This window comes from Ruegeria sp. CDSB114, from assembly GCF_059611025.1.
Window position 1 is genome coordinate 530,093 of record NZ_JBXWOT010000001.1, and the last position, 26,468, is coordinate 556,560.

Genomic DNA, 26,468 nt, shown 5'->3' on the forward strand with positions numbered 1-26,468 from the left:
CTAATACCCGGTCATTTCAAGATAGCCACGGCCTGAATGGCTGCCTGAGACCGTAACGGGCCCCTCCCAATAGGCAAAGCGGGTTGCCATCCAGGCTTTGGGTGTCAGGGCGCTGACGACAATATCCACCCCGCGGGCGGGGAGTGTGACACGCCATTCAATCGGGATATCCCGGTCGGCGACATGAGCGGTCTGAAGCGGTTCAAAAGAAACAGAGCCATCGGCAAGCGCGGTGGTTTCGCCATCATTGCCGATCCACGTGGCAGAGGTGAAATCCTCAGCCTCTCCTCGCAGGCGAAAGGCCATCAGCTTGTCGCCGCCTTCAAAGCTGAGCGAGAACCAATCCCATCCGCTTTGATCCTCGGCCAAGGGCTGCGAGGACCATTCCCGATCCAGCCAACCCTGTCCGGTTACCGCAACATCCCCATCCGGCAGATGCACTGTGCCTGTCAGGTCGAAAAACGGCTGTGAATAGTAATGACTTGCCTGCCCCTGCGTAGACTTGACCGAATACCCGGCATCCCCGTGAAAGACCAAAGGCCCCGTTGCGCGCATTGACAGATCGTATCCGAACTCAGAACCGTTGGCCCTAATCTTCAGCGCATTAAAGTCGGTTCCGCGCATGTACCATTCGTCGATCCAGGCTTCGAATGGGGTGGCGGTTACCCCGGCCTGACCGATACCGCCCCGCGACAGACGTTCAGCAAAGAAATGGGCATCAGGAGTGGTCAAGGCGGCATGGCCCAACCACAACTGCGGACTTTGCCAGGATTGCTCTTCATAGGGTTTCAGCGCCGAGCGGAACAACGTCCATTGCACACCGTAATCGCGCCCGTCTTCTCCTTTCAGGTTTGCGGTCAGATACCACCATTCGATCTTGAAAGTGGGATGGGGACCGTGATCCTGCGGAAAGCTCAACTGATACCCAAGCTGGGGGACGTCGAACCCGTCGGCCTCACCTCCAAGACCGGCAAAGCCCTGCGCCCGAAGTTGGGCGGGCAATAGCAGGGCCAGAATTAGGAACCAGGCTTTAGCGTTCATTGGCAAACACTCTTAACAACTCGGCAGGCGGGATGCGCAGCAACCGAAGGGCTGGAACCGCAGCGGCGATAACAGCGGCCAGTAAGGTCAGAAGAAATAGATAGAACCAGTCGCTTGGGAATAGGTACATTGGTAACCGCCAGCCAAACGCCTCGACATTGATGACCGTCAGCAACGTCCAGGCCAGAACCAACCCAAGCGGCAAGGCCAGCGCAGCGGTCAGAGAGGCGAGAAGCACGCTCTGCGTCAGTTCAAACCGCGCCAGCTGCGCCCGCGTCAGGCCAAGCGCCCAGACCGGCGCGATCTGTGGAAGCCGTTGCGTCCAAAGCGTCAGCAGGCTGGTCAGAATTGCAAATCCAGCAACCCCGAGCGTCAGGATATTCAGCGCAGAGGTCACCACAAATGTGTCTTCGAAGATTTCCGTGGATCGGGCCTTCATGTCAGCTTGATGAACGACTGCCTGCGGAGGAAGGTCAAATTCCGCCCGAAGCCTTTCGGCAACATCGCTGGCTTGATCAGGGGGCATGCGAACGCCATATCGCCGTTCCTCGGTATTGGGTGCGATGTCTTCCAAAAGCTCCATCGACACGATGGCTTGTCCGGTTGGATTGCCATAATCAGAATAGACCCCTGCAATGACCAGCTTGTGACCCGGGCGGAACGTGATTTGATCTCCGGGCCACAGACTGGATCTGCGCGCAAGCTGTTCGTTGATCAGAACGGCGGTTCCGGACATCACCTGATCCCATACTCCGGGCACTGAGGCGATCAGCGGCCAGTTTTCTTGATAAACCGGATTGTTCACCACCCCGTAAAGAAACAAGGGGCCGCTTCCGTGCGACAGCTCGACGCTGCGGATCGGCAAAACGGCGTCGACCTGAGGCAGCAGCCATTTCTTGATGTCCTGCGCCTGTTGTTCGTCGGATGCGGTTATATACAGTTCTGATGTCAGTCGTTGGTCAAGCCACCCGGTAAATGTCAGCCGGAAACTCGACACCATGGTGCCCACGCCGATGTTCGCGGCCAATGCCAACATCAATGCCATCAGGGCCAAAGAGAGACCGGGCAGTTGCGCCTGCATGTCGGCGAATACCCATTGTCTGACCGGGCCGTTCTGTAGCTTCTGAAGTCCGGTTACTGCGATCAGCAAGAGAAACGGTAAAATCAACGCAGAACCCGTCAGGATTCCGGCAACCAGCACGAACCCTGCGACCAAACCGTCGGCCACAAAGATTGAAACGATCCCCAACCCAATCAGGAATACTCCGATCAGAGCCAATCTTTTGGTTGCAGTGTCATCCCCCCGCCAGGCCTGCGGACCCGGGCTTGATAACAGCGGCAGCCGAGCCAATCGGAACAAAGCCTGAGAACTGGCCAAGAGCGTTCCGAACAGGGCCATGGCCAAGCCCGCGAGAACCCAGTGCAGTTGAAGCGATAGCTGACCTTCAACTGGTGCACCATACAACCCGCGTAGTGTGGATGCCACGTCGGGCAGCAAGGCCCCGGCCAGCAAGAACCCCAGGACCAGACCGGCGCCCCCTCCAATCAGGGCCAACAGCGACAGTTCGGCCAGGATGATCCAGATGATCCGGCGCATCGATACGCCCAGCGCACGGATTGTCCGGATGATCGCTCGGCGCTGCGCAAAAGCCAACCCGACGGTGCCATGGACGATGAACAGCCCAACGGCAAAGGACAAAAGCGCGAAGGCAGAGAGGTTGAGGTGGAAGCTCTCTGTCAGTTGAGCCGTGTCCAATCTGGTTGAGGCTGCAATTCGTGTCAGATCAGGAGCGATCTGCTCAAGCGGAGGGATCGCTCGGGGTTGATCAGGCAGGATGACCAGACGTGAAATCTGCCCCTTTTTGTCAAGCAGCTGTTCGGCGATGCCAATGTCGGTAAAGACCAGATCAGGCGGCAGCGCGTCGCTGGACAGGATCGGCGGCAGGTCGCTGGCTTGCTCCAGAACCTGGGCCAGTTCCGGCGCGACCAGTATCCTGCCGGGCGCGGTGAGCATATCTGCGGGATCGGGCGGCGTATCGCTTTGTTCCAGACGGCTAAGGGCGGGCAGGGGTGGAAAGGCGACCATGTCGACCCCCATGACCTGCAGATTGCGCCCGCTATGGCGCCAACGCCCCTCAAGCACCGCAGCGACCTGCCAGCCAGCCCGACGCAAGCTGACATAATGGTCGATCGTCAAATTCCCCGAGGTGGCGTGCAATTCATCGTATTGACCAAATGAGAGTTGATCATTGGCCCGTTGATAGCTTGCCCGGGCCTCGGAATTTATGGCTTGAACTGCCGACCATAGCCCGGTCGCAAGCGCAATGCCGGTCAACAAGGTTAACAGCTGAAGCCAATGGGCACGCCAGTGCGACACCAACGCCTGTATGATGGCCAAAGTCACGAGATTAGGCCGCCGGACAGGCGGACCTGCCGATCCAGACGGGCCGCGATGTCCTGCGAATGTGTCACCAAAAGCAGGGCGGCGCTGGTTTCGGCGACCAGCGCAAGCATCAAATCCAATACATTGGTGCTTGCGACCTCATCCAGATTTCCTGTTGGTTCATCCGCGAGCAAAAGACTGGGGCGCGGCGCAAGGGCGCGTCCGATGGCAACGCGTTGCTGCTGGCCGCCTGACAGGTTCTCGGGAAAGCGGTCTAGCAGGTCCCGCAATCCCAGTTTGTCGGCAAGATGATCGCACCAGTCCGGATCATATTTACCGGCAAGCCGGGCATGGAAGGACAGGTTTTGGCCGACCGTCAACGACGGGATCAGATTGAACTGTTGGAATACCAGGGCCACACGCTCGCGCCGAAGGGCTGCGCGCCCGGTATCGTCTAGTGTGGACAGGTTGGTTCCGCCCAGTGAGATTTCGCCCGCATCGAATATGTCCAGCGCACCTGCGAGATTTAGAAGCGTGCTTTTGCCACTGCCACTTTCCCCGGTTAGGGCAAGCGTTTGGCCATGGTCTAACGACAGAGATACTCCGTTCAAAATCGGTCGACCGTTTGCATATGATTTATGGACATCAGTTATTGTAAGCAGCATTCATAGGCGCCCTGTATTCTGCCATTCACAATTTGCAGCCGACCGAAGCGGTGTCCAGTTCAATGGGGCTATCGTTTCCATTCGTCGCAGACGCAGGGTTGCCCAATCCTGCATTTGAAGCGATTGTGACGAGACCTAAAAACAGAGGGGATGGGCGCCGGTGACCTTATCCGAGCAGATTATCTGGGGAAGCGTTTATTTGGGTATCTGCTTTTTGATCGAAATTGCCCTGCTGACTTGGTGCATGCAGATCATCCGCGTGATGTCGATCAAACTGGAAAAAAGCAAAAGGTTCGTCACCATTGCAAGCCCGCTGACTATCGCGCTGATTTTTATCGTGATGATCCATACCTTTCAGGTCTGGCTTTGGGCGATTGTCTGGGTCTTTGGGGATGTTCTGGCAGACTGGAACTCGGCGCTGTATTTCTCTCTGGTTACGTTCACAACGCTGGGTTACGGCGACATTGTTCTGGACGACGGGCTGCGCATTTTTGGTGCCTTTGCCTCGGTCACCGGGCTTTTGGCATTTGGGCTGTCCACAGCCTTTTTGGTCGCGGTCATGTCGCGGGTGCTGCAGGAAGAGTCGATCCTTTAAAGGATTGGTGCGAACAACCGCGCCAGAGGCGAGCCGAACCGAATATAGGCCGGTTGTTCGGGCAAGGTTTTGTCCAGCTCATAGCTGGATTCAAAGTCCATCAGCAGCATGTTGTGAACCGCATGGGCCGCGTCTTTGTCAAAGAACAGGGCCATCGCCTCAAAATTCAGGCGGAAAGAGCGATTGTCCAGATTGGTGGTGCCAACAGCGGTCAGAGTGTCGTCCACCAGAAATACTTTTTGATGCATGAATCCATCAGTGTACCGGTAGACCCGCGCGCCGCATTCCCTGATCTCGTCGAAATAGGCAAAGGCCGCCAGCCAAGGTAAGCGGTGATCAATCACGTCGGGAACCAGAATGCGAACATCTACCCCGCGCATTGCGGCGTGGCGTAGTGCGGTCATGATGTCGATATCAGGAACGAAATAGGGGGATGCGATCCACAATCGTTCCTTTGCTTCCGTGATTGCAGAAAAGAACATCATGGCGCCGGTTTCGGTTTCGTCCCCCGGACCTGTGGCGACGAGAAGGGCGTTCATGTCCTGATCAGATTCCTGACCCGCCCAGGCCAGTTGATCTATCAGGTCTTCTTGATGCGCCCAGTACCAGTCCTCCGTAAAGATCAGTTGTAGTTGGCGCACGATATGTCCAGTCAGCCTTATGTGTGTGTCCCGCCAATGTCCGAACTTTGCGGACTGACCGAGATATTCGTCGCCGACATTGTGGCCGCCGATAAAGCCGATTTCACCGTCTATGATCACCGTTTTCCTGTGATTGCGATAGTTTAGCTGAAATCGCTGCCCTGGATGACGCTTTTCATGCTGACCGGCAACGTGAATTCCCGCCGCGCGCAGCGACGTGATGTAGCTTGTCGGTAGGCCATAACTGCCCACGGCGTCGGTCATAAAGCGAACTTGCACGCCGCGCTCTGCGGCGGCGATCAGTTTGCTTTGCAGTTGCCGCCCCAATCCGTCATCACGCACGATGTAGAATTGGACAAGCACATAGTCCTGAGCCGCGTCGATAGCCTGAAAGATAGCGTCAAAGGTTGCCTGCCCATCGACAAGCAATTCTGCACCGTTGCCGCGTGATATGGGTAGATGCGCAAGCTCTTCGAAAGGGAGTGGGTTGATCGTAATCATGCCCGGATCTGGGCGCGAAAAATCCGCAAAGCTCTTTATCCCTTCGACAACAGTCTCAGCGTGCTTTCGGGCCATGCGATACCCGCGAAAACGATGATGTCCCAGAAACAAGTACAGTGGTACGCCAGCTATCGGTGCCGAGATCAAAAAGACCACCCATCCCACGGCACCCTGGGGTGTGCGCGCTGTTTGAGCGGCGCGTATCGAAAAGACCGCGGCGGTCAGGTACAAACATAGGACAAAGAGGGAAACAAAGAGTGTCAGCATAGATGATTCGATCCTGGCATTTTCCTTAGTGTTTCAAGTTGCATTGGGGATTGGCCTGTTCAGACTGTATTCCCCGATGGTGGCCCTTCGTCGCCGAGTTCACCATTCAGGGACATCAAAATTGCGATCGGGCGCAATGCGGGTATATGGCTGAAGATGATCAGGATGCAGACGGTCAGCGGAACGCTCAGGAAGGCTCCGATCAGACCCCAGACCGTGGTCCAGAACATAAGTGCCAGAATGACGAGAAATGTCGACATGTTCAGCGATCGGCCCAGCATGGCCGGGTCCAGAAAATTACCGATCATGAACTGAAGCGTGCCACAGCCGAAAACTATGATCAGAAACGGCCCGATGCTTTCAAATTGGACCAGCGCAATCGCCGCTGGAAACAAAACGGCAATAATCGACCCAATCGAGGGTATGAAATTCAAGGCAAATGTCAGCACGGCCCATGTCTCGGAATACTCAAGACCAAGGGTTTTGAAGACCACATAGCTGATTCCAGCCGTTATCAGGCTGATAAAGGTCTTCACTCCGACATAACGCTGCAGACTAAAGGAAATCGCGTCCAGAACCAAAGCGAACTCGGCACCGGTTTTAGGGTCACCGGCGGCCATACGGATCTTTTTTCGGAACGCCAGACGTTCGGCCATCAGGAAGGCAACGTAAAGGCTGATGAGGAAAAACTGGTTCAGCAAGGACGTCGCACTGCCCAGCAACATCCGGGCGACGAAAGACATATCAATGTTGACCAGATTGTCCCTGATGAAGGCCGTGATATCGTTGCCCACAAGGTCGTTTATGCGGTTAACGGCCTCGTCGAACTGGCTTTCGTATGTATTGATCGAGCGTGCAAACTGCGTCGCCTGATTGCCCAGAATATACATGATCATGAACAACCCGACCAAAACCACGGTCACTCCAGCCAGGTTAGCCAACCAGACCGGAGCCTTGGTCAGCGCAATAACCCGGTCACTCAGCGCGATGATCAGGACGTTGATCAGCAAGGCCATGGTCAGCGGGATCAGAAAAGCGGAACCTGCATAAAGCCCCAATACGATCAGTGACACGACAATCGCGGTGTCGCGGACAACCGATAGGCGCAACCTGTTCGGCATGCTTGGGTCCTGGTCGCTGGTTGGCATTTTTCGCCCGGCTTTGTGTAGGTTCCGTTTCGATCCTGCACGGGACAAAGGGATTATGCAATGCAACCAAACATTTGGAGTTGGTTAATTGCGTCCAGTCGGGTTTTGCCGGTTCTGGTTCGAATACAGTCAGGGTAGAGTTTTCGGATGACGACAAGTTTGATTCCCCTGACTGGAAGAGTAATTCGAGCCCTTTGGCTGGCCTTGGGGCGATTTGGGGCCAAAAACGGCATGGTCATGAGCAGCCACGTTGCCATGTCCCTGATGCTGGCCCTGTTTCCGTTTGTTCTGTTCACTGTGGCACTGGCTGGTACGCTGTCTCAGGATTATGTCACGGACGAGCTGATCGAACTGATCTTTGGCGCCTGGCCAAAAGATGTCGCCGGCCCGATTGTGGGAGAGTTGCGCTCGGTCCTGGCGGAATCAGGTTCGGGGGTAATTACCCTGGGCGGTTTGCTGGCCATTTTCTTTGCCTCAAACGGCGTAGTTGCGGTGCGGGCGGCCATGAACCAGGCCTATCATGATCATGACGCCTGGCCATTCTGGAAGACACGCTTGCTGTGCCTGGGATTGGTGATTGTTGGCGGGGCGGCCATTCTGGCCATCGCCGCCGTCGAAGTCGTCTTGCCGGTCTACACGCGCCTCGTGTCCGAAAAGACGGATGTTAACGTGTCAGACTGGTTGTCTGTGGATCGATTGCGCTGGACCTTTACTGTCGCGGTTCCTGCGGGCACGGTTATCGTTGCACATCTTGTGCTGCCGACGCGCCGCCATCGGCTGTGGCAAATCCTTCCGGGCGTTGTACTGACACTCGCTCTGTGGGCGATGGGCGGTTGGGGCTTTTCGATCTATATCGGACAGTTCGCCTCGTACAGCGCTACTTATGCTGGCCTTGCTGGGGCGATGGCTGCGTTGATTTTCCTGTATCTATGCGCGGCCATCCTGATTCTGGGCGCTGAATTCAACGGCGCGCTGATGGATTTGCAGGATCAAAGTAACGGACAAACCTGAAGGGCAGGGTAACCGGGGCTGTAAAATAGCAATTCAAAGCCCGGTTTGCGTCATGAAATCGGCACGTTTCTTACCCAAACTGCATGGGACTGTGACCCCATACGCATCAAGGTGAGGCCTCATGACCAAACTGCCCGAAATCGCGAAATCGCAAAATCCATCGTCGCTGACCCGGCGGATTGAAGAATTACGGGCAAAACCGGCGACGGATATCAGTCACGGTGAGGCATTGTTGTTGCAAGGAAACGCAATATCTTCGCTGCGTGAACAGCGCCTTGCGCGTTCTCTGGCTGACTTCGCAGATTAACTTCAGCCGCGAAATCCTGTTGCCACAACGAATTTTTCCGAACTGTCGGCGCGGGATGCCGGTGGTTTAACATGCGCCACCTTGTCAAACTTCTGTTTCAGAATCTTCTGCAAATCCCCTTCGGCCCCTCCGGCCAGAACCTTGGCGACAAACGTGCCGCCCTGTTCAAGCACATCAAAGGCGAAATAGGCGGCGGTTTCGCACAAGGCCATGATCCGCAAATGGTCGGTTTGTTTATGCCCCGAGGACGCAGCAGCCATATCTGACATCACCACGTCAGCTTTGCCACCCAACCAGTCTTTGACCTTCTGGTCGGCATCGTCCTCCATAAAGTCCAACTGGTGAACCTCGGACCCGGCCACCGGTTCGACCTCTTGTATGTCGACACCCAGAACAGTGCCGATTTTCTTACCGCTTTTCTCACCCAATGCATTAACGCGCTGGACCGCAACCTGCAGCCAGCCTCCTGGGGCGCAACCCAGATCGACGATGCGCGAACCTGGAACCAGGAAGCGGAATTTATCGTCCAGTTCCAATATCTTGAACGCCGCACGCCCACGATAGCCTTCGACCTGTGCGCGCTTGACATAGGGGTCATTCAGCTGACGTTCCAACCACCGAGTCGAGCTGATTTTGCGCCCGCGGGCGGTTTTGACCTTAACCTTCAGGTCGCGCTGCCCGCGGCCCGAATTGTTTTTGCCAGTAGGTGTCTTCGCCATCAGAACGGTCCGTCTTCCAATACACCGTCCGCGCTCATCTGCGCATAAAGCAGGCCTTCGCGCAGCCCCCGGTCCGCCACTGAAAGACGGTCGGTTGGCCAACATCGTAACAAAGCCTGCAATATGGCCGAGCCGGACATGATCAGGGCCTGGCGGTCATCGCCGATACGCGGATCTCTCCGCCGCCCCAGTGGGCCGAGTTCTAGATACCCGCGTATCACTTTGTCAATCTGATCGCTTGTCATGCGCAAACCGTCTACCTTGGTCCGGTCATACCGCTTCAATCCCAGATGTGAGGCTGCGACTGTCGTAACCGTGCCACTGGTGCCGACGATCTGAAAACCTTCGCGGGCTTGTTCATCCTTATAAGGCGCAAAATCGGCCAAGTTTTCTTCGAAAAACCAGCTCATCAAAGCAAACCGCGCCGCATCATCTTCGACATCATGGAACTGATCGCGCAGCGTCGCAACGCCGAGGGGAACACTGATCCAATCCACAACCTTGGCTGCAGGAAACGGGCTGTCTGTTGTATGAAATCCATTATGCAGACGCATAATCGCCGCCGGGCGATCCCGACGCGGAAGCGAGGATATGTCGATCCAGACAAGCTCTGTCGAACCGCCGCCAATATCCACAACCAACAACTGTTCTGTCTTAGTGGACACCAGCGGGGCACAGGATATTACGGCCAGACGCGCTTCTTCCTCGGGCTGAATGATCTCAAGCGTCAACCCGGTTTCACCCTTTACCTGGCGAATGAATTCACGTGAATTTTTTGCACGGCGACAAGCCTCGGTTGCGACTAGACGCATCCGCTTGACCTTGTTGCGTTTCAGCTTTTGCTGGCAAATGCGCAACGCCTGAATGGTGCGCGCCATCGACGACCGAGACAAACGCCCCGTCCGCTCTAAGCCCGCGCCCAACTGCACGGATTTAGAGAAACTGTCCACCACATGAAACCCGCTGCCCTTGGGCTGGGCAATTAACATGCGACAGCTATTTGTTCCCAAATCCAGCGCGGCATAAAGCGCATCAGGATCGGGTCTTGCCGGCGCGGGGCTTTCGACCGCCTTCGGGAACGCGCCCGCACCTTTGGGACGCTTGGGCGCCATCTTCAACGCCCTCCGATTTACGAGTTACCCCGACCATAGGTCGGCCTTTTGGTTCGTGCAAGATACTCATTAAAGTGATGAGAATTTTGAGGTGCGGTTTACAGGAACAATTCGTTACAAGCCGTGTATCCCGTTGTAGGTGAAAACGTCGTTTGAAATGCGCCTTGTGTCGAAAATCGACCGACCTGCGACCACATTGAAGTTTAGAACCGGTCCATCTGGTTAGGAGGAATCAAAGCAGATGCCTGACGTCACCATCGTATACTGGCGCGACATTCCCGCCCAAGTCATCGTCGGCAAGGGCCGCCGGGGCGCAAAACGGCAGTTGGAAGAACGGTTCGAGCAAGCCATTGACCGCGCCGCCATGAAGGTGAACGCCAAGGACAGCGATGCCTATCTGGCCGAATGGCGCAAGGCCGCGCCTTTCGCGGTTGAGGGCGATCCGTCCGAAATTGCCGAACAGCAGGCTGTGCGTTTGGAAACGGAATATGATCAGGACCGTATCAAGGCTCTGATCGCCAATGACGGTTGGGCATGAGCTCGAAATCTATATGGGAGGCCGCTATGGCTTTGCTGAACTTCAAGAAACGTGATGCCGCTGAAAACGGTCCGGTAAATCCAACCGTCGAAGCCTTCCTGCAGGGTTATTCGATTGAGGTGATGCCGCGCACCGCCGAGAAGGTCGAGGATTTTCGCGCTTTGTTGCCTGAAGGCACACGCGTCTATATTGCCCATATCGAAGGCACTCCGATCGAAGACATGGTCAAGACCGCCAAGCGCATCGCGGCGGACGGCTATCCTGTTATGCCGCATTTCCCGGCGCGGATCATTAAAGACACGGCGACGCTGGAAAACTGGATTTCTATGTACCAGGGTGAAGCAGGTGTGGATCAGGCGCTGTTGCTGGCCGGTGGTGTCGCGAATCCTCATGGCGATTTCGACAGCTCGATGCAGCTGCTGGAAACTGGTTTGTTTGACAAAGCCGGGTTCAATCGTCTGCACGTCGCGGGCCACCCTGAAGGCAACAAGGACATCGACCCTGACGGATCGACCAAGAATGTTGACGATGCGCTGCGTTGGAAACAGAAGTTCTCTGAGACCACGGATGCGGAAATGGCGCTGGCCACTCAGTTCGCCTTTGACGCCAAACCGATCATCGCCTGGGCCGACAGCCTGAAAGAGGCGGGGATCGACATTCCGGTTCATATCGGCATCGCCGGTCCGGCAAAACTGCAAACACTGATCAAATTCGCCATCGCCTGCGGCGTTGGTCCATCGCTGAAGGTTCTGCAAAAGCGCGCTATGGATGTGTCCAAGCTGCTGCTGCCTTATGAGCCCACGGATGTGATCACCGAATTGGCCAACCACAAAGCGGCCAACCCTGATTTCAATATTACAAACGTACATTTCTTCCCGCTTGGTGGCATCAAGATAAACGCCAACTGGGCCATCAACAACGGCGGCGCTTCGGCAAAGCCTGTAAACTCCTAAGGATCGGACATGACCCGTACAGTCGTAGAATCAAAAACAAAAACCGCCGTCCTGGGCTTTGACGAACCGTTCTGCGTGATCGGTGAGCGGATCAACCCGACAGGCCGCAAGAAACTGGCGGCGGAACTGGAAGCAGGCGATTTTTCGACCGTCGAAAAGGACGCCCTCGCGCAGGTTGCGGCCGGTGCGACCGTTCTGGATATCAATGCGGGCGTTGTCTATAACTCGAACCCCAATCCGAACGAGACCGAGCCGCCGCTGATGCGCAAGATCGTTGAAATGGTGCAAGGGCTGGTCGAAGTGCCGCTGTGCATCGATTCATCGGTTCCCGGTGCTTTGGAGGCCGGTCTTGAGGCGGCAGAGGGCCGTCCTCTGTTGAATTCGGTCACGGGTGAAGAAGATCGTCTGGAGCTGGTTCTGCCACTGGTCAAGAAATACAATGTCCCTGTGGTGGCGATCTCAAATGACGATACAGGGATTTCGGAAGACCCCGATGTGCGGTTCGAAGTGGCCAAAAAGATTGTCGAACGGGCCGCTGATTTCGGCATCCCGGCCCATGACATCGTGGTCGATCCGCTGGTGATGCCTATTGGCGCAATGGCAACTGCCGGTCAGCAGGTGTTTGCTCTGGTTCGTCGTTTGCGTGAGGAACTGGGTGTGAACACCACTTGCGGGGCGTCCAATGTCTCGTTCGGCCTGCCGAACCGCCATGGTATCAACAACGCCTTCCTGCCGATGGCGATGGGCGCTGGCATGACCTCAGCGATCATGAACCCTGTTGCCTTGCCGGTTGGTCCAAAGAAACTGGCCGAGAAGAAGGCTGAAGTTGAGGCAAAGGGGATCATTCTGCCTGCGGATATGGATGACGAAACCTTCTGTCAGCTGTTTGGCCTGGGTTCGACCTTGCCGCGCGCCGGTAAAGAGATGGAGGCCATCCGCGCCGCCAACTTGCTGACCAATAACGATCCGCATGGCGGGGCTTGGATCAAGTTCAACAAAGCCCCCAGCGAAGCCGGTGCCGAAGGGACTGGAGGTGGTCGTCGCGGCGGTGGCCGTCGCCGTCGCGCATAAGCGTTATAAAACAACATGCTGGCCGGGTCTTTTGATCCGGCCTTTTTTGTCTTCGCCGTCGCAAATAGCCTGACGGTTTGGATCAAAACCGCTTGAACCTGATCTTGTACCGGTGATATTCAGCTAGCAGCGGCGGGTATGATGTAATGGTAGCCTGTCAGCTTCCCAAGCTGAACGCGCGGGTTCGATTCCCGCTACCCGCTCCATTCAGTTCGATCGACGCGCTTGGTACAGGTTTATCACCGCCGGGATGTGCAGGCCGGTTTCGGATGTGAACTGGGCGAATTCCTGACAGACCTCGTGCTGGATTGCTGCTGCGTCCTGTTCGGTGCCTTCGAAATGCGCGATGGTTCGCGCGGCGGGGCCGACGCGGGTGCACAAGGCGGCTATTTCCTCTGACCCGCCAGCGCCGGGCAGGTTTAGGGAGATGGCTTGGGCCTGAATGTCCGACAGCCCCGCCTGTTGCATCATACCGGTGACGTGATCCAGATCGTGAAACGCCAGCGGACCCGGCGCGTAACGATCTACCCGAGGCGGCTGCCCAAGGCGTTTTACCGCAGCAATATGGGGTATTTTGAACCACGGGTTGCCATCCAATGGCCCCCAAGCTGCAAAGGTCATCTGCCCGCCGGGTTTAAGTGCGCGGGCGATATTGGCGAATGCAGCAACCGAATTGTCAAAGAACATCACGCCGAACCGTGAAATCGCGGCGTCCAACTGATTGGCGGGAAACCCGAATATCTGCGCGTCAGCATGTTGGAAGCTGATGTTGCTCAGCCCGTTTTCCGAGGCTCGGGCGCTGGCACGATCAAGAAACGCTTGCGATATATCGGCGGCCAGAACATCGCCATCCGGCCCGACCAATCGCGCGGCTGCAAGAGAGCTTTCGCCAGTGCCACAGCCGATGTCGAGCACATGCATTCCTAGTTTAAGCTGGGCATTCTCCAGCACAAGGTCCAAAACCGAAGCCATCAGTTGATCCAACTGATCCTGATATGTCAGCCATTTGGCTCCGGATTCGGATTTTCCCCAGTATTCTGCCTGTTCCTCATTCACCGACTGCATCGTACCCCTCCGTGGTTGCCGCGACTATGACCTCCGGCGACGGCGGCGGCCAGAGTTTTCCTGATCTCCGCCACCGGTGTTGAACGAGGGCGAGGGCAGGGTCGTCACTTTGGCCAATTCCGGGAAGGGATCCGTCTTATGGGGGATCGCGTTTGCTGCCACGAAATGATCCTGAAACTTGGGCTCGATGGCGGTTTCAACCTTGGTTATTTCGCGCACTACGCGTTCAATTTCACTCCGCGACCCGATGTTGCAAAGGGCGATCCGGGCGCCCGTACCGGCGGCGTTGCCCGCGCTTGAAACCTTTTTCAGCGGCGCATCCGGGATCATTCCCAGAACCATCGCATGTTTGGTCGAAATATGAGCGCCGAAGGCACCAGCAAGAACAATGCGGTCGACAGTATCCACGTTCATTTCGTCCATCAAAAGCCGCGCGCCTGCATAAAGCGCGGATTTCGCCAGTTGAATCGCGCGAATATCGCCCTGAGTGACTGTGATACGTGGGCCGCCTTCGGCGCTTGCGTCGTGGATCAGATAGGAATGGGTGCGCCCCTCGGGGACGTTGCGTGATGTGCCCGTTTGTTCTGCGGATCCGATCAGGCCGCTTTCATCCAGCAAGCCCGCCATACGCATTTCCGCCACCGCTTCAATAATGCCTGATCCACAGATACCACTGATGCCAGTGGTTGCGATGTCTTGATCAAAACCCTCTTCATCCGACCATTTCTCGGACCCAATGACGCGAAAACGGGGTTCTTTAGTGACAGGATCAATCTCGATCCGTTCAATCGCACCAGGGGCGGCACGCTGACCAGAGCTGATCTGCGCGCCTTCAAAGGCCGGACCAGTCGGTGAGGAGCACGCCAGAACCCGGCTGGTATTGCCCAGCAAAATCTCGGCATTGGTGCCTACATCTACGATCAAAACCAGATCTTCGGATTTTCCGGGCTCTTCCGACAAGGCAACCGCAGCACAATCCGCACCCACATGACCCGCAATGCAGGGCAGGATGTAGACCTGCGCACGTGGGTTCATGTTGGTCAGATCCATCTCGCGCGCGGGCAAAGACATGCTTTCGGACGTAGCCAAGGCAAAGGGCGCTTGGCCCAGCTCGACCGGATCCAGCCCAAGCAGCAGATGGTGCATGACCGGGTTACAGACGAACACCGTTTCGACAATCAGGTTGGCGTCAATCCCGGCCTCATCCGCGATGGATGTTGTCAGATCGTTTATCGCTTCGCGTACGGCTCGGGTCATCTCTTTGTCGCCGCCGGGGTTCATCATCGAATAGGATACGCGGCTCATCAGGTCTTCGCCAAAGCGGATTTGGGGGTTCATCAGGCCCGAAGATGCCTTGACCTCGCCTGTGTCCAGATCGGTCAGGTGAGCTGCAATCGTGGTAGAGCCGAGGTCGATGGCCAGACCGAAAAGTCCGTTCTCGTGCAATCCAGGCCAGATTTCCACGATCCGTGCGACATCGTCCTTGTGACCTTTGTGCACCGCAACGGTGACCTCCCACTTACCCTTGCGCAATATAGGCTGCAGTTTGGACAACAAGGAAAGATCAGCGGTTACGGCGTCGACGTTCCATTGCTCGCGCAGCGCGCGTTCCAGACGTTCCAGATCGCCGGTTGGTGAATGCATGTCGGGTTCTTCTACCGCAACAAAATACAGCCGGGTGGCCGGATCCATTGTGATGGCGCGTGCTGTGGCGGCCTTGCGTACGACCTGACGGTGCACCTGGCTTTCTGGTGGCACGTCGATCACCACATCCCCCTGAACCGTGGCCTGACATCCAAGACGGCGGCCTGGTTTCAATCCGCGCTTGTCGTCATAGCGCTGTTCAACCGCGTTCCATTCGCTTAGTGCACCGTCGGCTACGGTCACGCCGTGCTTGGGAAACTCGCCATAGCTTGGCGTGATCTGGCATTTCGAACAAATCCCGCGTCCACCGCAAACGGAATCCAGATCCACACCCAGTTGCCGTGCCGCAGTCAGAACCGGAGTGCCTACGGGAAAGTGCCCGCGTTTGCCCGATGGGGTAAAGACAACAAGAGGGTCGGTGGTCATGATTGGCCTGCCTTTTATATTCGCGCCTATGTCGGGCAAGATATGGTTTTGTACGCAAAGGGAAAGGCCATTCAGCGGCACGTTTTGTGTGCGTTGCGTCGTTTTTTGCCGCAGCACCGACCAGCAGGTAAAAACTAGTTTATGTCGGGGGCTTTTCCTTAGATGCAATCCATGCAATAGGGTCACCGTCAAACGGGCTTTTGCATGGGGTTAACAGATGCAGATTCGTGAGGCACTCACCTTTGACGACGTTCTTCTGGTTCCGGGCGCATCTTCTGTGCTGCCGGCCACGGCGGATACGACCACGCGCGTGACGCGGGAAATCACCATGAACATCCCGCTGCTCAGCTCGGCGATGGACACGGTGACCGAGGCGCGCATGGCCATCGCCATGGCGCAGGCGGGCGGCATCGGCGTGGTGCACAAGAACCTGTCGATCGAAGAACAGGCTCGAGAGGTTCGGCGGGTCAAGAGATTTGAATCCGGTATTGTTTACAACCCGGTGACACTGCGGGTGGATCAGACGCTGGCGGACGCCAACGCGTTGGTGCAGCGTTATAACTTCACCGGCTTTCCCGTGGTGGACGAAGAAGGCCGCGTGGTCGGTATTCTGACCAACCGTGATATGCGTTTTGCGACCTCGGATGATACGCCGGTTCACGCGATGATGACCTCGGACAATCTGGCGATGCTTCAGGAACCCGCCGATCTGGAAGAGGCCAAAAGCCTGATGCGAGCGCGACGGATCGAAAAGCTTCTGGTTGTGGACGGGGCGGGCAAGCTGACGGGTCTGCTGACTTTGAAAGATACCGAACAGGCGGTGCTGAACCCAACGGCCTGCAAGGACCGGCTGGGGCGTCTGAGAGTCGCGGCAGCGACGTCGGTTGGTGACTCTGGTTTCGAACGATCCGAACAACTGGTGGATTCCGGTGTCGACATTATCGTTGTAGACACCGCTCATGGGCATTCTCAAGGGGTGCTGGACGCGGTGAAGCGGGTCAAGACCCTGTCGAACGAGGTGCAGATCATTGCCGGTAACGTCGCCACTGGGGACGCAACCAAGGCGCTGATCGACGCAGGCGCGGATGCCATCAAGGTGGGGATCGGGCCGGGTTCGATCTGTACTACGCGGATGGTTGCCGGTGTGGGCGTGCCGCAGCTGACTGCGATCATGGATTGCGCCGCGGCCGCCGGCGATGTGCCGGTGATCGCGGATGGTGGTATCAAATTCTCGGGCGATTTTGCCAAGGCGATTGCGGCGGGTGCGTCCTGTGCCATGGTTGGCTCAATGATCGCAGGAACAGATGAAAGCCCGGGCGAAGTGATCCTGTATCAGGGCCGGTCGTTCAAATCTTATCGCGGCATGGGCAGTCTAGGCGCGATGGCACGTGGCTCTGCGGATCGCTATTTCCAGAAGGATGCCGCCAGCGACAAGCTGGTGCCCGAAGGGATCGAAGGGCAGGTGCCTTACAAGGGCTCGGCCAGCGCGGTTGTGCATCAACTGGTCGGCGGCCTGCGCGCAGCCATGGGTTATACCGGCTGCGCCACGGTCGAAGAGATGCGAAAGAACTGCAACTTCGTCAGAATCACAGGGGCTGGCCTGAAGGAGAGCCATGTGCATGACGTGCAAATCACACGCGAAAGCCCGAATTATCGAGTGATGTAAATTGCCGGAACCTGAACTGCGGCGCCCCGGTGAGGGCGCCGCTTTGCGTTTTTGCCCTGCACTATAACGGAGAATGAAATGACCCCCGCCGCACGTGTTCAGGCCTCAATCGAAATTCTTGATCAGATTCTTTCGGGTGCCCCGGTCGAAAAGGCCCTGACAGGTTGGGCGCGGCGCAGCCGTTTCGCCGGTTCCAAAGACAGGGCTGCTATTCGCGACCACGTGTTTGGTGCTTTGCGGTGCAAAAGGTCATTTGCGGCGGCAGGTGGGGTGGAAACCGGTCGGGGGTTGATGATCGGCGCGATGCGCATGCAAGAAGTCGATCTGGATCAGATATTCAATGGCGAAGGGTACGCACCAGCCAGTTTGGATGAACACGAACAGGCTAAACCATGTGAATCCGACGCCCAGAAATACGACATACCGGAATGGCTTTGGCCAACCTTTCAAGAGTCTTTGGGTGATTTGACCCTTCCAGTGGCCGAGGCATTGCGCGCTCGGGCCCCGGTTCATTTGCGGGTCAATCTGATTAAGTCGAGTGTCGATCAGGCGGTCTCGGTCTTGCTGGCGGACGGCATCCAAGCGAGGCCACATCCCGCTTGTTCGACCGCACTCGAAGTTGTCGAGGGCGAGCGGAAAATCTCAGGAAGCCGCGCCTATACTGATGGATTGGTCGAACTGCAGGATGCGGCGAGCCAGGCCGTCGTTGAATCATTGGACCTAAACCCCGGAATGCGGGTTCTGGACTATTGTTCCGGCGGTGGCGGTAAAGCCTTGTCCTTGGCCGCGCATCACGGTGTAGATGTTTTCGCGCATGACGTTAATGCGGCGCGAATGCGTGATTTGCCCGCCCGAGCCGAAAGAGCGGGTGCACAGATAACGCTCCTGACCAATGACGAGATCTCTGCGCAGGCACCATTCGACATTGTGCTGACGGATGCCCCCTGTTCAGGCAGCGGATCCTGGCGTCGCGCCCCGGCGGGAAAATGGTCTCTTACACAAGATGGACTGAACCGGCTTACGGAAACGCAGCGGACGATCCTTGATGATGTCGCGCCTTTGGTGGGGCCAGCGGGTGTTCTTGCATATGCAACATGTTCCATGCTCGAGGTCGAAAACGGTGCAGTGGTCGATGCGTTCGTGGCGGCGCACTCCGAATGGACCGAGACGTTTCGCAAAACGTGGTATGTATCACACGGTACTGACGGGTTTTTCACGTCACACTTGACGCGGTAGTCGTCGGACAAATAGCAACCTAAAGGAGAATTGCTCACTTTGTTAGTTAAGTGGGCGTTAACCCTTTTGCGTTGGGTTACACCTAGCCCGGCAAGTTGAGTATTTAATGTCCGATACCGCAGATTTCTATTCTGACCCAAAGTTACGAAATTCACCAAGCGGTTTGCGTCTAGCACCATTGGTTGCGCTAGGGGTGTTGCTCTCACTGCTGCCGCTGGCAGGAATCATTCCCCAAGCCTGGAATCTGGGCCTTGTGGTGGCAGGTGTGTCTTTGCTTTCTGCATCACTGTTGGTCGTGGTGAGGGCGCTGATTTCCGACGACTCGGTACGTCGAGAGCTTAGGGTTATGGAGGTTTTTGCCGAAGAAGAACTGTACCCTTGCGCGATTGCCAATGCACAGGGTGATGTTCTGATTTGCAATTCTCATGCCCGGGCTCAGCTCCATGTTTTTCCCGGCAACCGGCTGGATGAAGGTCTAAAGTCTATTTTTGCCAACCCGTCGGCAATTCTGCTGCGCCTGCAGTCTTTGGCCGAGATCCATGGCCGTGCAAGAGAAGACGTTGTCACTTTGGAGACAACCGTACCGATTTCTGTTCTCGGTGTTGGGAATAATTTTTTCTTTTGGCGGTTTCATCTGGATGGAACAGGTCAGTGGGATGCTGTGCCTGTACCCATTTTGACCGAAGGAAGAAACGGAGCATTGCTGCGGATCAACGGGGCGGCGGAACAAATCCTGGGACAACGACCCGACAACCTTGCACAGGTTCTGACTGGCGCGCAGCCCGAATTGGGTGAGGTTGTGCAGGTACAGACGGCACAGGGGCCAATTCCGGCTACGATGGCCGAACTGTCTCGGTCAGGAACCACGCGCGATCTGCTTATTCTACCGCTTGTTCGTGCACAGGAAAGTGGAATTGGCGCGTCATTTGTGGATCTTCCGGTCCCGGTAATGACCCTGTCTCCCGACGGGAGCATCCTCGAGGCCAACAGGCTGGCAACGCGTCTTATCGGAAACATAGAGCCCGGAGAATCCAATGTTGTGCATATCATGCATGGTCTGGGGTATCCGGTTCTGGACTGGCTGACGCTGGCTTCAAATGAGGGCGCCGTTTCACGATCTGAATTCCTGAGGCTGACACGGGAAGACCGCGAGATATTCGTACAGGTCACATTGAAACGTGTGCTGAGCGAGGGAGAAGTCAGACTGATTGCGGTTCTGAATGATGCTACCGAACTCAAGACTTTAGAGGCGCAATTTGTGCAGGGACAAAAAATGCAAGCCGTTGGCCAACTGGCTGGGGGTGTAGCGCATGATTTCAACAATTTGCTAACGGCGATTTCCGGACATTGCGATCTTCTGCTTTTGCGGCACGACCAGAATGACCCTGACTACGGGGATCTTGTACAAATCAATCAGAACGCAAACCGTGCTGCAGCTTTGGTGAGCCAACTGCTGGCCTTTTCGCGCAAACAGACTTTGCAGCCGGAAATCCTGGATCTCAGAGATACGATCTCAGACCTTATTCATCTGCTAAATCGTCTGGTCGGAGAAAAGATTAAGCTGACACTCAGCCACGATCCCGTTCTGAAAGCGGTTCGTGCGGATAAACGCCAGCTAGAGCAGGTGTTGATGAACCTTGTCGTAAATGCCCGCGATGCAATGCCTGAAGGTGGTGAGGTCAGGATCGAAACCGAAGTGGTCGTGCTGACAGAACGCTTCACAAGGGATCGCGCTACGGTACAACCTGGTGAATACGTCACCGTCAAAGTCATTGATAGCGGTACGGGGATTGCCCCCGATAAGCTACAGAAAGTGTTCGAGCCTTTCTTTACAACCAAACGCACGGGTGAAGGGACAGGTTTGGGCCTGTCGACTGTCTACGGAATTGTAAAGCAAACCGGCGGTTTTATTTTTGTCGACAGCATTCAGGGGAGAGGGACCGAGTTTATTATGTACCTGCCGGTTTCAACCGCCCCCAAAAAAACCGAGGCAGCGCCTGCGCAATCCCCTGAGAATCCAACGGTTCGCCAGGGTGAGGGTGTCGTGCTGCTGGTCGAAGACGAAGCCCCGGTTCGGGCCTTTGCTACCCGCGCACTGAGGTTGAAAGGCTACACTGTGCTCGAGGCCGATTCGGGAGAAGAGGCTCTGAGGCTTCTCGAAGATGGCACATTGAATGTCGACGCATTCGTCACCGATGTGGTCATGCCCGGATTGGATGGTCCGACCTGGGTTCGTATGGCTAAGCAGAACAGGCCAGATGTCCGGGTCATATTCATGTCTGGATACACAGAGGGTGCGTTTGGCGATTCCGGACCAGAGATTTCCGATTCAACTTTCCTGCCCAAACCATTTTCTCTAAACCAACTGACCGAAGCTGTTTTTCAGCAGATCAATTAGGGTTTCAAAGTGCCGAGGCGTGGCAATCGAATTCGGCGGAGTGGGTGTTGCGAAACTTGGTCAATGTCTCTGCGCCCAGTGTTAGGTCTCGTGTGGGTGACACGTTTTCGCGTTGCAGCCGGATATCCATATTCAAGCGGTTTTGCAGGAAATCGAGAATTTTGTCCTGGTTTTCATATTTGAAGACATGGGTGGCGCCACGCCCGTTGTTGCGGGTGCGAAAAAATTGGCTCTGACTGCCGACATCGGCAAATTCAGGTCTCGGTGTGCGCATATAGGCCTGAATGAAATCATCAAAGCTCAGGTCATGTGTTGAATGCGGGTGGTTAAGACGCTCTTGGCGGCCGCGAAACCTGTACCAACTGCCCAGCCAATCGACCGGTTCACGAACAACCGCCATGATTTCCATCTCAGTATCGTACATTTTACGGAAAATGTTCTGGAAAAACCGATCATACCGGCGGACAGGTGCGTGTTTCAGATCTGGCGGATCGGTGACAACCAGATCGGCACGGTCCCGCAAAGCCGTATGATAAGCGGTGCTGCCGGTTTTTGGGACAGCCAGAAACGCAAGGCGTTCTTCATAAAAAACAAGCATTTATTCGTCCATCGGCAGTAATTATCTCCAGCTCAGATTGGCGTAAACGACTCTTTAATACAATTACAGAACAGTAAGTAATGTAAGTTTTAGTTGAAATGTTCTCTTTTTGGTCCCATAAGGAACAAGAGGCGAACAAAGCAGCGATTGCCGCCCGTTCAAGGGTGTGACAAAAGGGAAGGCGACAGGACAATGGCGGATCTTCTGACGATGAGCGACAAGAAAAACGCAGATAAGCAAAAGGCGCTCGACAGCGCGCTGGCACAGATCGAACGGCAGTTCGGCAAAGGCTCGATCATGAAGCTGGGCGAGGATTCCAAGCAGGACATCGACGCCAGTTCGACCGGATCGCTGGGTCTGGATATCGCTCTGGGAATCGGCGGCCTGCCGATGGGCCGGATCGTTGAAATCTATGGCCCGGAAAGTTCAGGCAAAACAACGCTGACACTGCACTGCATCGCAGAACAGCAGAAACATGGCGGTGTATGCGCATTTGTCGATGCGGAACATGCGTTGGACCCGCAATATGCGCGCAAACTGGGCGTCGACCTGGACGAGTTGCTGATTTCGCAACCTGACACTGGCGAACAGGCGCTTGAGATTACCGATACGCTGGTCCGTTCGGGCGCGGTGAACATGGTCGTGGTTGACTCGGTCGCGGCGCTGACGCCGAAATCTGAACTCGAAGGCGATATGGGCGACAGCAGCGTTGGTGTGCAGGCCCGGCTGATGAGCCAGGCAATGCGTAAACTGACGGGTTCGATCAGCCGCTCGAACTGTATGGTGATCTTCATCAACCAAATCCGGATGAAAATCGGCGTGATGTTCGGCAGCCCGGAAACCACCACCGGTGGTAACGCCCTGAAATTCTACAGCTCGGTCCGTTTGGATATTCGTCGGATCGGTGCGATCAAGGACCGGGATGAGGTTGTTGGCAACCAGACCCGTGTGAAGGTCGTTAAAAACAAAGTGGCACCGCCCTTCAAGCAAGTTGAATTCGACATCATGTATGGCGAAGGCATCAGTAAAATGGGCGAGCTGCTGGATCTGGGCGTCAAGGCCGGTGTGGTCGAGAAATCGGGTTCGTGGTTCAGCTATGGTGATGAGCGGATCGGGCAGGGGCGTGAGAATGCCAAGCAGTATCTGCGCGACAACAACCGCATCGCGTTTGAGATCGAGGACAAGATTCGCGCGGCACATGGGCTGGAATTCGATGTGCCGCCCGGCGCGGAAGAGGATGATATCCTCGAGGCATAAGTGGTTCGGGAAGAAAGCGATTTTCGCAGCTCTTTCCTAAGAACGAACCATATTCCGAACAAGGCGGTCCGTCGGGGCCGCCTTGTTCCGTTCTGCGACGCTCGCCTGTGGACTATCCCGGGGGAGGCGGATAAACCCTTTTTGAAACAAACTGATTGCGCGCCGAGAGAGCCCTATGTCAACGTTGAACGAAATCCGATCGACCTTTTTGAACTACTTTGCCAAACAGGGGCACGAAGTTGTGGCATCCAGTCCCCTGGTGCCGCGCAACGACCCGACATTGATGTTCGTCAACTCGGGTATGGTGCAATTCAAAAACCTGTTCACCGGTGTCGAAACCCGTGACTATCAGCGCGCGACGACAGCACAGAAATGTGTTCGGGCCGGTGGCAAGCACAACGACCTAGACAATGTCGGCTATACTGCGCGTCACCACACATTCTTTGAGATGTTGGGCAATTTTTCGTTCGGCGATTACTTCAAGCCCGAAGCAATTCCATTCGCATGGGAATTGATCACCAAGGAATTCGGTGTCGATAAAAACCGCCTTCTGACAACGGTTTACCACACCGATGACGAAGCGTTCGAGATGTGGAAGAAGGTGGGCGTCCCCGAAGATCGGATCATCCGTATCGCAACCAGTGACAATTTCTGGCAGATGGGACCGACCGGCCCGTGCGGTCCCTGCACCGAGATTTTCTACGACCACGGGGATCATATCTGGGGCGGCCCTCCTGGTTCGCCCGAGGAAGACGGTGACCGGTTCATCGAAATCTGGAACATCGTTTTCATGCAGAACGAACAGTTCGAGGACGGCTCGATGGTCGAGCTCGACATGCAGTCTATCGACACCGGGATGGGGCTGGAGCGGATTGGTGCCCTATTGCAAGGAAGCCATGACAATTATGACACCGATCTGTTCAAGACCTTGATCGAGGCCTCGGCGAGTGCCACCAATGTCGATCCCTATGGGGAACAAAACGTACATCACCGCGTGATTGCGGATCACCTGCGGTCGACCTCGTTCCTGATTGCAGACGGGGTAATGCCCAGCAATGACGGGCGCGGCTATGTGCTGCGGCGGATCATGCGTCGTGCGATGCGGCATGCGCATCTGTTGGGTGCGAAGGATCCGGTGATGTATCAGCTGGTGCCGACATTGGTCCAACTGATGGGTGCTCAGTACACCGAACTTGGCCAGGCTCAGTCGCTGATCGAAGAGACGCTGTTGCTGGAAGAAACCCGCTTTAAGCAAACATTGGATCGCGGCCTGAAGTTGTTGGATGACGAGGTCTCTGACTTGCCAGAGGGTGCGGCACTGTCTGGAGAGGCCGCTTTCAAGCTGTATGATACATACGGTTTTCCGCTTGATCTGACACAAGATGCACTGCGTGAAAAAGGCCGGACGGTTGATACCGACGGGTTTGATACGGCGATGGCCGAGCAAAAGGCCAAGGCACGCGCTGCCTGGGCTGGATCAGGGGAAGCAGCGGACCAAGCCGTTTGGTTTGACGTTCTGGATATCGCGGGCGCTACGGATTTTCTTGGATACGATACAGAAAAGGCTGAAGGACAGGTCGCGGCAATGGTCGTGGATGGCGCTTTGGTCGACAAGATCGAGACAGGTTGTTCCGGCTGGGTCGTTGTGAACCAAACCCCGTTTTATGGTGAATCCGGTGGTCAGATAGGAGACACCGGCGAAATTCGTCGTTTGGAAGAGCGTGATGATGTCGCGCGGGTCGAGGACACCCGGAAATTTGCGGATGGCAAAATCTATGCTCATCGGGTCACGGTCGATCACGGTACCTTGTCCAAGGGAGACGCAGTTGAGCTTGAGGTGGACCATGTTCGCCGCACCGCCATCCGGGCCAACCATTCGGCCACACATTTGCTGCACGAAGCATTGCGGGAAACACTGGGTGACCATGTTGCGCAGCGCGGCTCTTTGAATGCGGCTGACCGGCTGCGGTTCGACTTTAGCCACGCGAAGGCGATGAGCCCCGAGGAAATTCGGCAAGTTGAACGCTCGGTCAACGCTTTCATCCGCCAGAACTCGACCGTCGAGACCCGGATCATGACACCAGATGATGCCCGGGAACTGGGTGCGCAGGCCCTTTTCGGTGAGAAATACGGCGACGAAGTTCGCGTGGTTTCGATGGGCAAAGCGCCAACTGGCAAAGGCCAGGATGGTGAGACCTGGTCGATCGAACTGTGTGGTGGAACGCATGTTCGCCAGACCGGTGATATTGGCGCGCTTGTTGTATTGGGGGATAGCGCCAGCAGTGCCGGTGTCCGGCGGATCGAAGCGCTTACCGGTGACGAAGCCATGGTTTACCTGACCGACCAGGACCAACGTTTGGGGCAGATCGCATCTGAACTGAAAGCGCAACCGGATGACGTTGTATCTCGTGTCAAAGCTCTGTTGGATGAACGTAAATCCCTTCAAAATGAAGTTGCGCAGCTGCGCCGCGATCTCGCGATGGCTGGTGGTTCGGGGCAGGGCGGTAGCGCTGAGGCCAAAACGGTAAACGGTATCTCGTTCTTGGCTCAGTCCCTTACTGGCGTATCTGGCAAGGACTTACCCGCGCTGATCGACGAACACAAAAGCCGACTTGGATCGGGTGCTGTGTTGCTGATAGCGGATACGGGCGGCAAAGCAGCCGTCGCGGCCGGTGTCACAGCTGATCTGACGGATGCAATCTCGGCCGTGGATCTGGTTCGGGCGGCGGTTGCTGAACTTGGTGGAAAAGGTGGCGGTGGACGCCCTGACATGGCGCAGGGTGGTGGCAAGGACGCTTCGAATGCTGATGCCGCGATCAAGGCTGCAGAGAATATTCTTGGAGGTTAACAAAATGTCCGCACTTTGGATTGCACATGTCAGTGTTACTGACGCCGAATCCTATGGAAAATATGCCGAGCTCGCCGGGCCAGCGATTGCCAAACACGGTGGTGCGTTTATCGCGCGTGCTGCGCGATACGTGCAGTTGGAAGGCAAAGAACGGCCGCGCAACGTTGTCGCCAAATTCCCCTCATTGGAAGCCGCTGTAGAGTGTTATAATTCGGTGGAATATCAGCAAGCACTGGATCACGCGCGTGGTGCAAGTGAGCGGGAATTGGTGGTCGTAGAGATCACAGATTAGAATCACCCCGTGCGATCAGGGATTTAATACCCCTGTCAGCTTATTCATTGGGCGGTTTTCAGCCAAAAGATAGCCGTCCAATTATG

General features: G+C 56.1%; 22 protein-coding genes and 1 tRNA gene. 13 read left to right on the forward strand and 10 right to left on the reverse strand.

What is annotated here, in order from left to right:
- Genes AC2FIP_RS02650 through AC2FIP_RS02660 form a run of 3 tightly spaced genes read right to left on the reverse strand, consistent with a single transcriptional unit; the run spans position 1 to position 4,089 of the window.
- Positions 1–1,041 (reverse strand): lipocalin-like domain-containing protein, encoded by a 1,041-nt coding sequence (locus AC2FIP_RS02650; protein ID WP_496785078.1) that lies wholly within the window; start codon positions 1,039–1,041, stop codon positions 1–3.
- Positions 1,031–3,445 carry an ABC transporter permease gene (locus AC2FIP_RS02655; RefSeq protein WP_496785080.1) on the reverse strand — a complete coding sequence of 805 codons (2,415 nt, stop codon included), beginning with the start codon at positions 3,443–3,445 and terminating at the stop codon, positions 1,031–1,033. The genes AC2FIP_RS02650 and AC2FIP_RS02655 overlap by 11 nt, the downstream gene beginning before the upstream one ends.
- Entirely contained in the window at positions 3,442–4,089 is a 648-nt protein-coding gene (locus tag AC2FIP_RS02660) for an ABC transporter ATP-binding protein (protein WP_496785082.1), read from the reverse strand. The genes AC2FIP_RS02655 and AC2FIP_RS02660 overlap by 4 nt, the downstream gene beginning before the upstream one ends.
- A 160-nt stretch (positions 4,090–4,249) precedes the next feature.
- Here AC2FIP_RS02660 and AC2FIP_RS02665 point away from each other — a divergent pair, with 160 nt between their 5' ends.
- On the forward strand, positions 4,250–4,684 hold the full coding sequence (locus AC2FIP_RS02665) for an ion channel (protein WP_271947221.1): 435 nt from the start codon (positions 4,250–4,252) through the stop codon (positions 4,682–4,684).
- On the opposite strand, the gene cls is transcribed toward AC2FIP_RS02665, so the two are convergent.
- Both cls and AC2FIP_RS02675 read right to left on the reverse strand, forming a co-directional pair.
- Positions 4,681–6,093 carry a cardiolipin synthase gene (gene cls, locus AC2FIP_RS02670; RefSeq protein WP_496695526.1) on the reverse strand — a complete coding sequence of 471 codons (1,413 nt, stop codon included), beginning with the start codon at positions 6,091–6,093 and terminating at the stop codon, positions 4,681–4,683. The genes AC2FIP_RS02665 and cls overlap by 4 nt on opposite strands.
- Before the next feature lie 59 nt (positions 6,094–6,152).
- Complete coding sequence (locus AC2FIP_RS02675) at positions 6,153–7,214, reverse strand: AI-2E family transporter (RefSeq protein WP_496695524.1); 1,062 nt, start codon at positions 7,212–7,214, stop codon at positions 6,153–6,155.
- Between the two features lie 174 nt (positions 7,215–7,388).
- Between AC2FIP_RS02675 and AC2FIP_RS02680 the strand changes: the two genes are divergently transcribed.
- Positions 7,389–8,252, forward strand: a complete 864-nt coding sequence (locus tag AC2FIP_RS02680; RefSeq protein ID WP_142633688.1) for a YihY/virulence factor BrkB family protein — start codon at positions 7,389–7,391, stop codon at positions 8,250–8,252.
- A 121-nt stretch (positions 8,253–8,373) separates the two neighbouring features.
- The gene (locus AC2FIP_RS02685) at positions 8,374–8,559 is read left to right on the forward strand and encodes a hypothetical protein (protein ID WP_496785083.1); all 186 of its coding nucleotides are present in this window, start codon (positions 8,374–8,376) and stop codon (positions 8,557–8,559) included.
- 2 nt (positions 8,560–8,561) lie between these two features.
- On the opposite strand, the gene AC2FIP_RS02690 is transcribed toward AC2FIP_RS02685, so the two are convergent.
- Together AC2FIP_RS02690 and AC2FIP_RS02695 are read right to left on the reverse strand one after the other, a co-directional pair.
- Complete coding sequence (locus AC2FIP_RS02690; protein WP_496785085.1) at positions 8,562–9,278, reverse strand: RlmE family RNA methyltransferase; 717 nt, start codon at positions 9,276–9,278, stop codon at positions 8,562–8,564.
- Positions 9,278–10,390, reverse strand: coding sequence for a Ppx/GppA phosphatase family protein (locus tag AC2FIP_RS02695; protein WP_142633694.1), 1,113 nt, complete (start codon positions 10,388–10,390; stop codon positions 9,278–9,280). Before AC2FIP_RS02695 ends, AC2FIP_RS02690 begins: the two co-directional genes overlap by 1 nt.
- 241 nt (positions 10,391–10,631) lie before the next feature.
- On the opposite strand from AC2FIP_RS02695, the gene AC2FIP_RS02700 reads away from it, so the two are divergent.
- From AC2FIP_RS02700 to AC2FIP_RS02715, 4 genes are all read left to right on the forward strand, one after another.
- The gene (locus tag AC2FIP_RS02700; protein ID WP_142633696.1) at positions 10,632–10,928 is read left to right on the forward strand and encodes a virulence factor; all 297 of its coding nucleotides are present in this window, start codon (positions 10,632–10,634) and stop codon (positions 10,926–10,928) included.
- A gap of 26 nt (positions 10,929–10,954) precedes the next feature.
- Positions 10,955–11,881 carry a methylenetetrahydrofolate reductase gene (locus AC2FIP_RS02705; protein WP_496785790.1) on the forward strand — a complete coding sequence of 309 codons (927 nt, stop codon included), beginning with the start codon at positions 10,955–10,957 and terminating at the stop codon, positions 11,879–11,881.
- A gap of 9 nt (positions 11,882–11,890) precedes the next feature.
- Positions 11,891–12,952: a methyltetrahydrofolate cobalamin methyltransferase gene (locus AC2FIP_RS02710; RefSeq protein ID WP_496691210.1), complete on the forward strand. Its 1,062-nt coding sequence runs from the start codon at positions 11,891–11,893 to the stop codon at positions 12,950–12,952.
- Between the two features lie 132 nt (positions 12,953–13,084).
- Positions 13,085–13,158, forward strand: a tRNA-Gly gene (locus AC2FIP_RS02715).
- Position 13,159: 1 nt separating this feature from the next.
- Here the strand turns inward: AC2FIP_RS02715 and AC2FIP_RS02720 are convergent.
- Both AC2FIP_RS02720 and AC2FIP_RS02725 read right to left on the reverse strand, forming a co-directional pair.
- The gene (locus AC2FIP_RS02720) at positions 13,160–14,017 is read right to left on the reverse strand and encodes a class I SAM-dependent methyltransferase (RefSeq protein WP_496785086.1); all 858 of its coding nucleotides are present in this window, start codon (positions 14,015–14,017) and stop codon (positions 13,160–13,162) included.
- A gap of 24 nt (positions 14,018–14,041) precedes the next feature.
- Positions 14,042–16,087: an ASKHA domain-containing protein gene (locus tag AC2FIP_RS02725; protein WP_496700400.1), complete on the reverse strand. Its 2,046-nt coding sequence runs from the start codon at positions 16,085–16,087 to the stop codon at positions 14,042–14,044.
- 217 nt (positions 16,088–16,304) lie between these two features.
- Here AC2FIP_RS02725 and guaB point away from each other — a divergent pair, with 217 nt between their 5' ends.
- From guaB to AC2FIP_RS02740, 3 genes are all read left to right on the forward strand, one after another.
- Positions 16,305–17,753 carry an IMP dehydrogenase gene (gene guaB, locus AC2FIP_RS02730; RefSeq protein ID WP_281972072.1) on the forward strand — a complete coding sequence of 483 codons (1,449 nt, stop codon included), beginning with the start codon at positions 16,305–16,307 and terminating at the stop codon, positions 17,751–17,753.
- A 78-nt stretch (positions 17,754–17,831) separates the two neighbouring features.
- Positions 17,832–18,989, forward strand: a complete 1,158-nt coding sequence (locus AC2FIP_RS02735) for an RsmB/NOP family class I SAM-dependent RNA methyltransferase (RefSeq protein ID WP_496785087.1) — start codon at positions 17,832–17,834, stop codon at positions 18,987–18,989.
- Positions 18,990–19,095: 106 nt separating this feature from the next.
- Positions 19,096–21,387 (forward strand): hybrid sensor histidine kinase/response regulator, encoded by a 2,292-nt coding sequence (locus tag AC2FIP_RS02740; RefSeq protein ID WP_496785089.1) that lies wholly within the window; start codon positions 19,096–19,098, stop codon positions 21,385–21,387.
- 4 nt (positions 21,388–21,391) lie between these two features.
- On the opposite strand, the gene AC2FIP_RS02745 is transcribed toward AC2FIP_RS02740, so the two are convergent.
- Positions 21,392–21,985: a sulfotransferase family 2 domain-containing protein gene (locus AC2FIP_RS02745; RefSeq protein WP_496785091.1), complete on the reverse strand. Its 594-nt coding sequence runs from the start codon at positions 21,983–21,985 to the stop codon at positions 21,392–21,394.
- 192 nt (positions 21,986–22,177) lie between these two features.
- Here AC2FIP_RS02745 and recA point away from each other — a divergent pair, with 192 nt between their 5' ends.
- From recA to AC2FIP_RS02760, 3 genes are all read left to right on the forward strand, one after another.
- Entirely contained in the window at positions 22,178–23,242 is a 1,065-nt protein-coding gene (gene recA / locus AC2FIP_RS02750; RefSeq protein WP_142633714.1) for a recombinase RecA, read from the forward strand.
- Between the two features lie 175 nt (positions 23,243–23,417).
- Entirely contained in the window at positions 23,418–26,090 is a 2,673-nt protein-coding gene (alaS, locus tag AC2FIP_RS02755; protein ID WP_496785093.1) for an alanine--tRNA ligase, read from the forward strand.
- 4 nt (positions 26,091–26,094) lie between these two features.
- Positions 26,095–26,382 carry a DUF1330 domain-containing protein gene (locus tag AC2FIP_RS02760; RefSeq protein WP_142633718.1) on the forward strand — a complete coding sequence of 96 codons (288 nt, stop codon included), beginning with the start codon at positions 26,095–26,097 and terminating at the stop codon, positions 26,380–26,382.
- Positions 26,383–26,468 lie beyond the last annotated feature (86 nt).

What these genes read in the sequence shown, in the direction of transcription:
- AC2FIP_RS02700 (WP_142633696.1), top strand. Translation starts at nt 10,632, where the DNA reads ATGCCTGACGTCACCATCGTATACTGGCGCGACATTCCCGCCCAAGTC.
- AC2FIP_RS02660 (WP_496785082.1), bottom strand. Translation starts at nt 4,089, where the DNA reads ATGCTGCTTACAATAACTGATGTCCATAAATCATATGCAAACGGTCGA.
- AC2FIP_RS02685 (WP_496785083.1), top strand. Translation starts at nt 8,374, where the DNA reads ATGACCAAACTGCCCGAAATCGCGAAATCGCAAAATCCATCGTCGCTG.
- AC2FIP_RS02650 (WP_496785078.1), bottom strand. Translation starts at nt 1,041, where the DNA reads ATGAACGCTAAAGCCTGGTTCCTAATTCTGGCCCTGCTATTGCCCGCC.
- AC2FIP_RS02705 (WP_496785790.1), top strand. Translation starts at nt 10,955, where the DNA reads ATGGCTTTGCTGAACTTCAAGAAACGTGATGCCGCTGAAAACGGTCCG.
- AC2FIP_RS02735 (WP_496785087.1), top strand. Translation starts at nt 17,832, where the DNA reads ATGACCCCCGCCGCACGTGTTCAGGCCTCAATCGAAATTCTTGATCAG.
- cls (WP_496695526.1), bottom strand. Translation starts at nt 6,093, where the DNA reads ATGCTGACACTCTTTGTTTCCCTCTTTGTCCTATGTTTGTACCTGACC.
- AC2FIP_RS02680 (WP_142633688.1), top strand. Translation starts at nt 7,389, where the DNA reads ATGACGACAAGTTTGATTCCCCTGACTGGAAGAGTAATTCGAGCCCTT.
- AC2FIP_RS02695 (WP_142633694.1), bottom strand. Translation starts at nt 10,390, where the DNA reads ATGGCGCCCAAGCGTCCCAAAGGTGCGGGCGCGTTCCCGAAGGCGGTC.
- alaS (WP_496785093.1), top strand. Translation starts at nt 23,418, where the DNA reads ATGTCAACGTTGAACGAAATCCGATCGACCTTTTTGAACTACTTTGCC.
- AC2FIP_RS02710 (WP_496691210.1), top strand. Translation starts at nt 11,891, where the DNA reads ATGACCCGTACAGTCGTAGAATCAAAAACAAAAACCGCCGTCCTGGGC.
- AC2FIP_RS02690 (WP_496785085.1), bottom strand. Translation starts at nt 9,278, where the DNA reads ATGGCGAAGACACCTACTGGCAAAAACAATTCGGGCCGCGGGCAGCGC.
- AC2FIP_RS02745 (WP_496785091.1), bottom strand. Translation starts at nt 21,985, where the DNA reads ATGCTTGTTTTTTATGAAGAACGCCTTGCGTTTCTGGCTGTCCCAAAA.
- recA (WP_142633714.1), top strand. Translation starts at nt 22,178, where the DNA reads ATGGCGGATCTTCTGACGATGAGCGACAAGAAAAACGCAGATAAGCAA.
- AC2FIP_RS02740 (WP_496785089.1), top strand. Translation starts at nt 19,096, where the DNA reads ATGTCCGATACCGCAGATTTCTATTCTGACCCAAAGTTACGAAATTCA.
- AC2FIP_RS02720 (WP_496785086.1), bottom strand. Translation starts at nt 14,017, where the DNA reads ATGCAGTCGGTGAATGAGGAACAGGCAGAATACTGGGGAAAATCCGAA.
- AC2FIP_RS02675 (WP_496695524.1), bottom strand. Translation starts at nt 7,214, where the DNA reads ATGCCGAACAGGTTGCGCCTATCGGTTGTCCGCGACACCGCGATTGTC.
- guaB (WP_281972072.1), top strand. Translation starts at nt 16,305, where the DNA reads ATGCAGATTCGTGAGGCACTCACCTTTGACGACGTTCTTCTGGTTCCG.
- AC2FIP_RS02760 (WP_142633718.1), top strand. Translation starts at nt 26,095, where the DNA reads ATGTCCGCACTTTGGATTGCACATGTCAGTGTTACTGACGCCGAATCC.
- AC2FIP_RS02725 (WP_496700400.1), bottom strand. Translation starts at nt 16,087, where the DNA reads ATGACCACCGACCCTCTTGTTGTCTTTACCCCATCGGGCAAACGCGGG.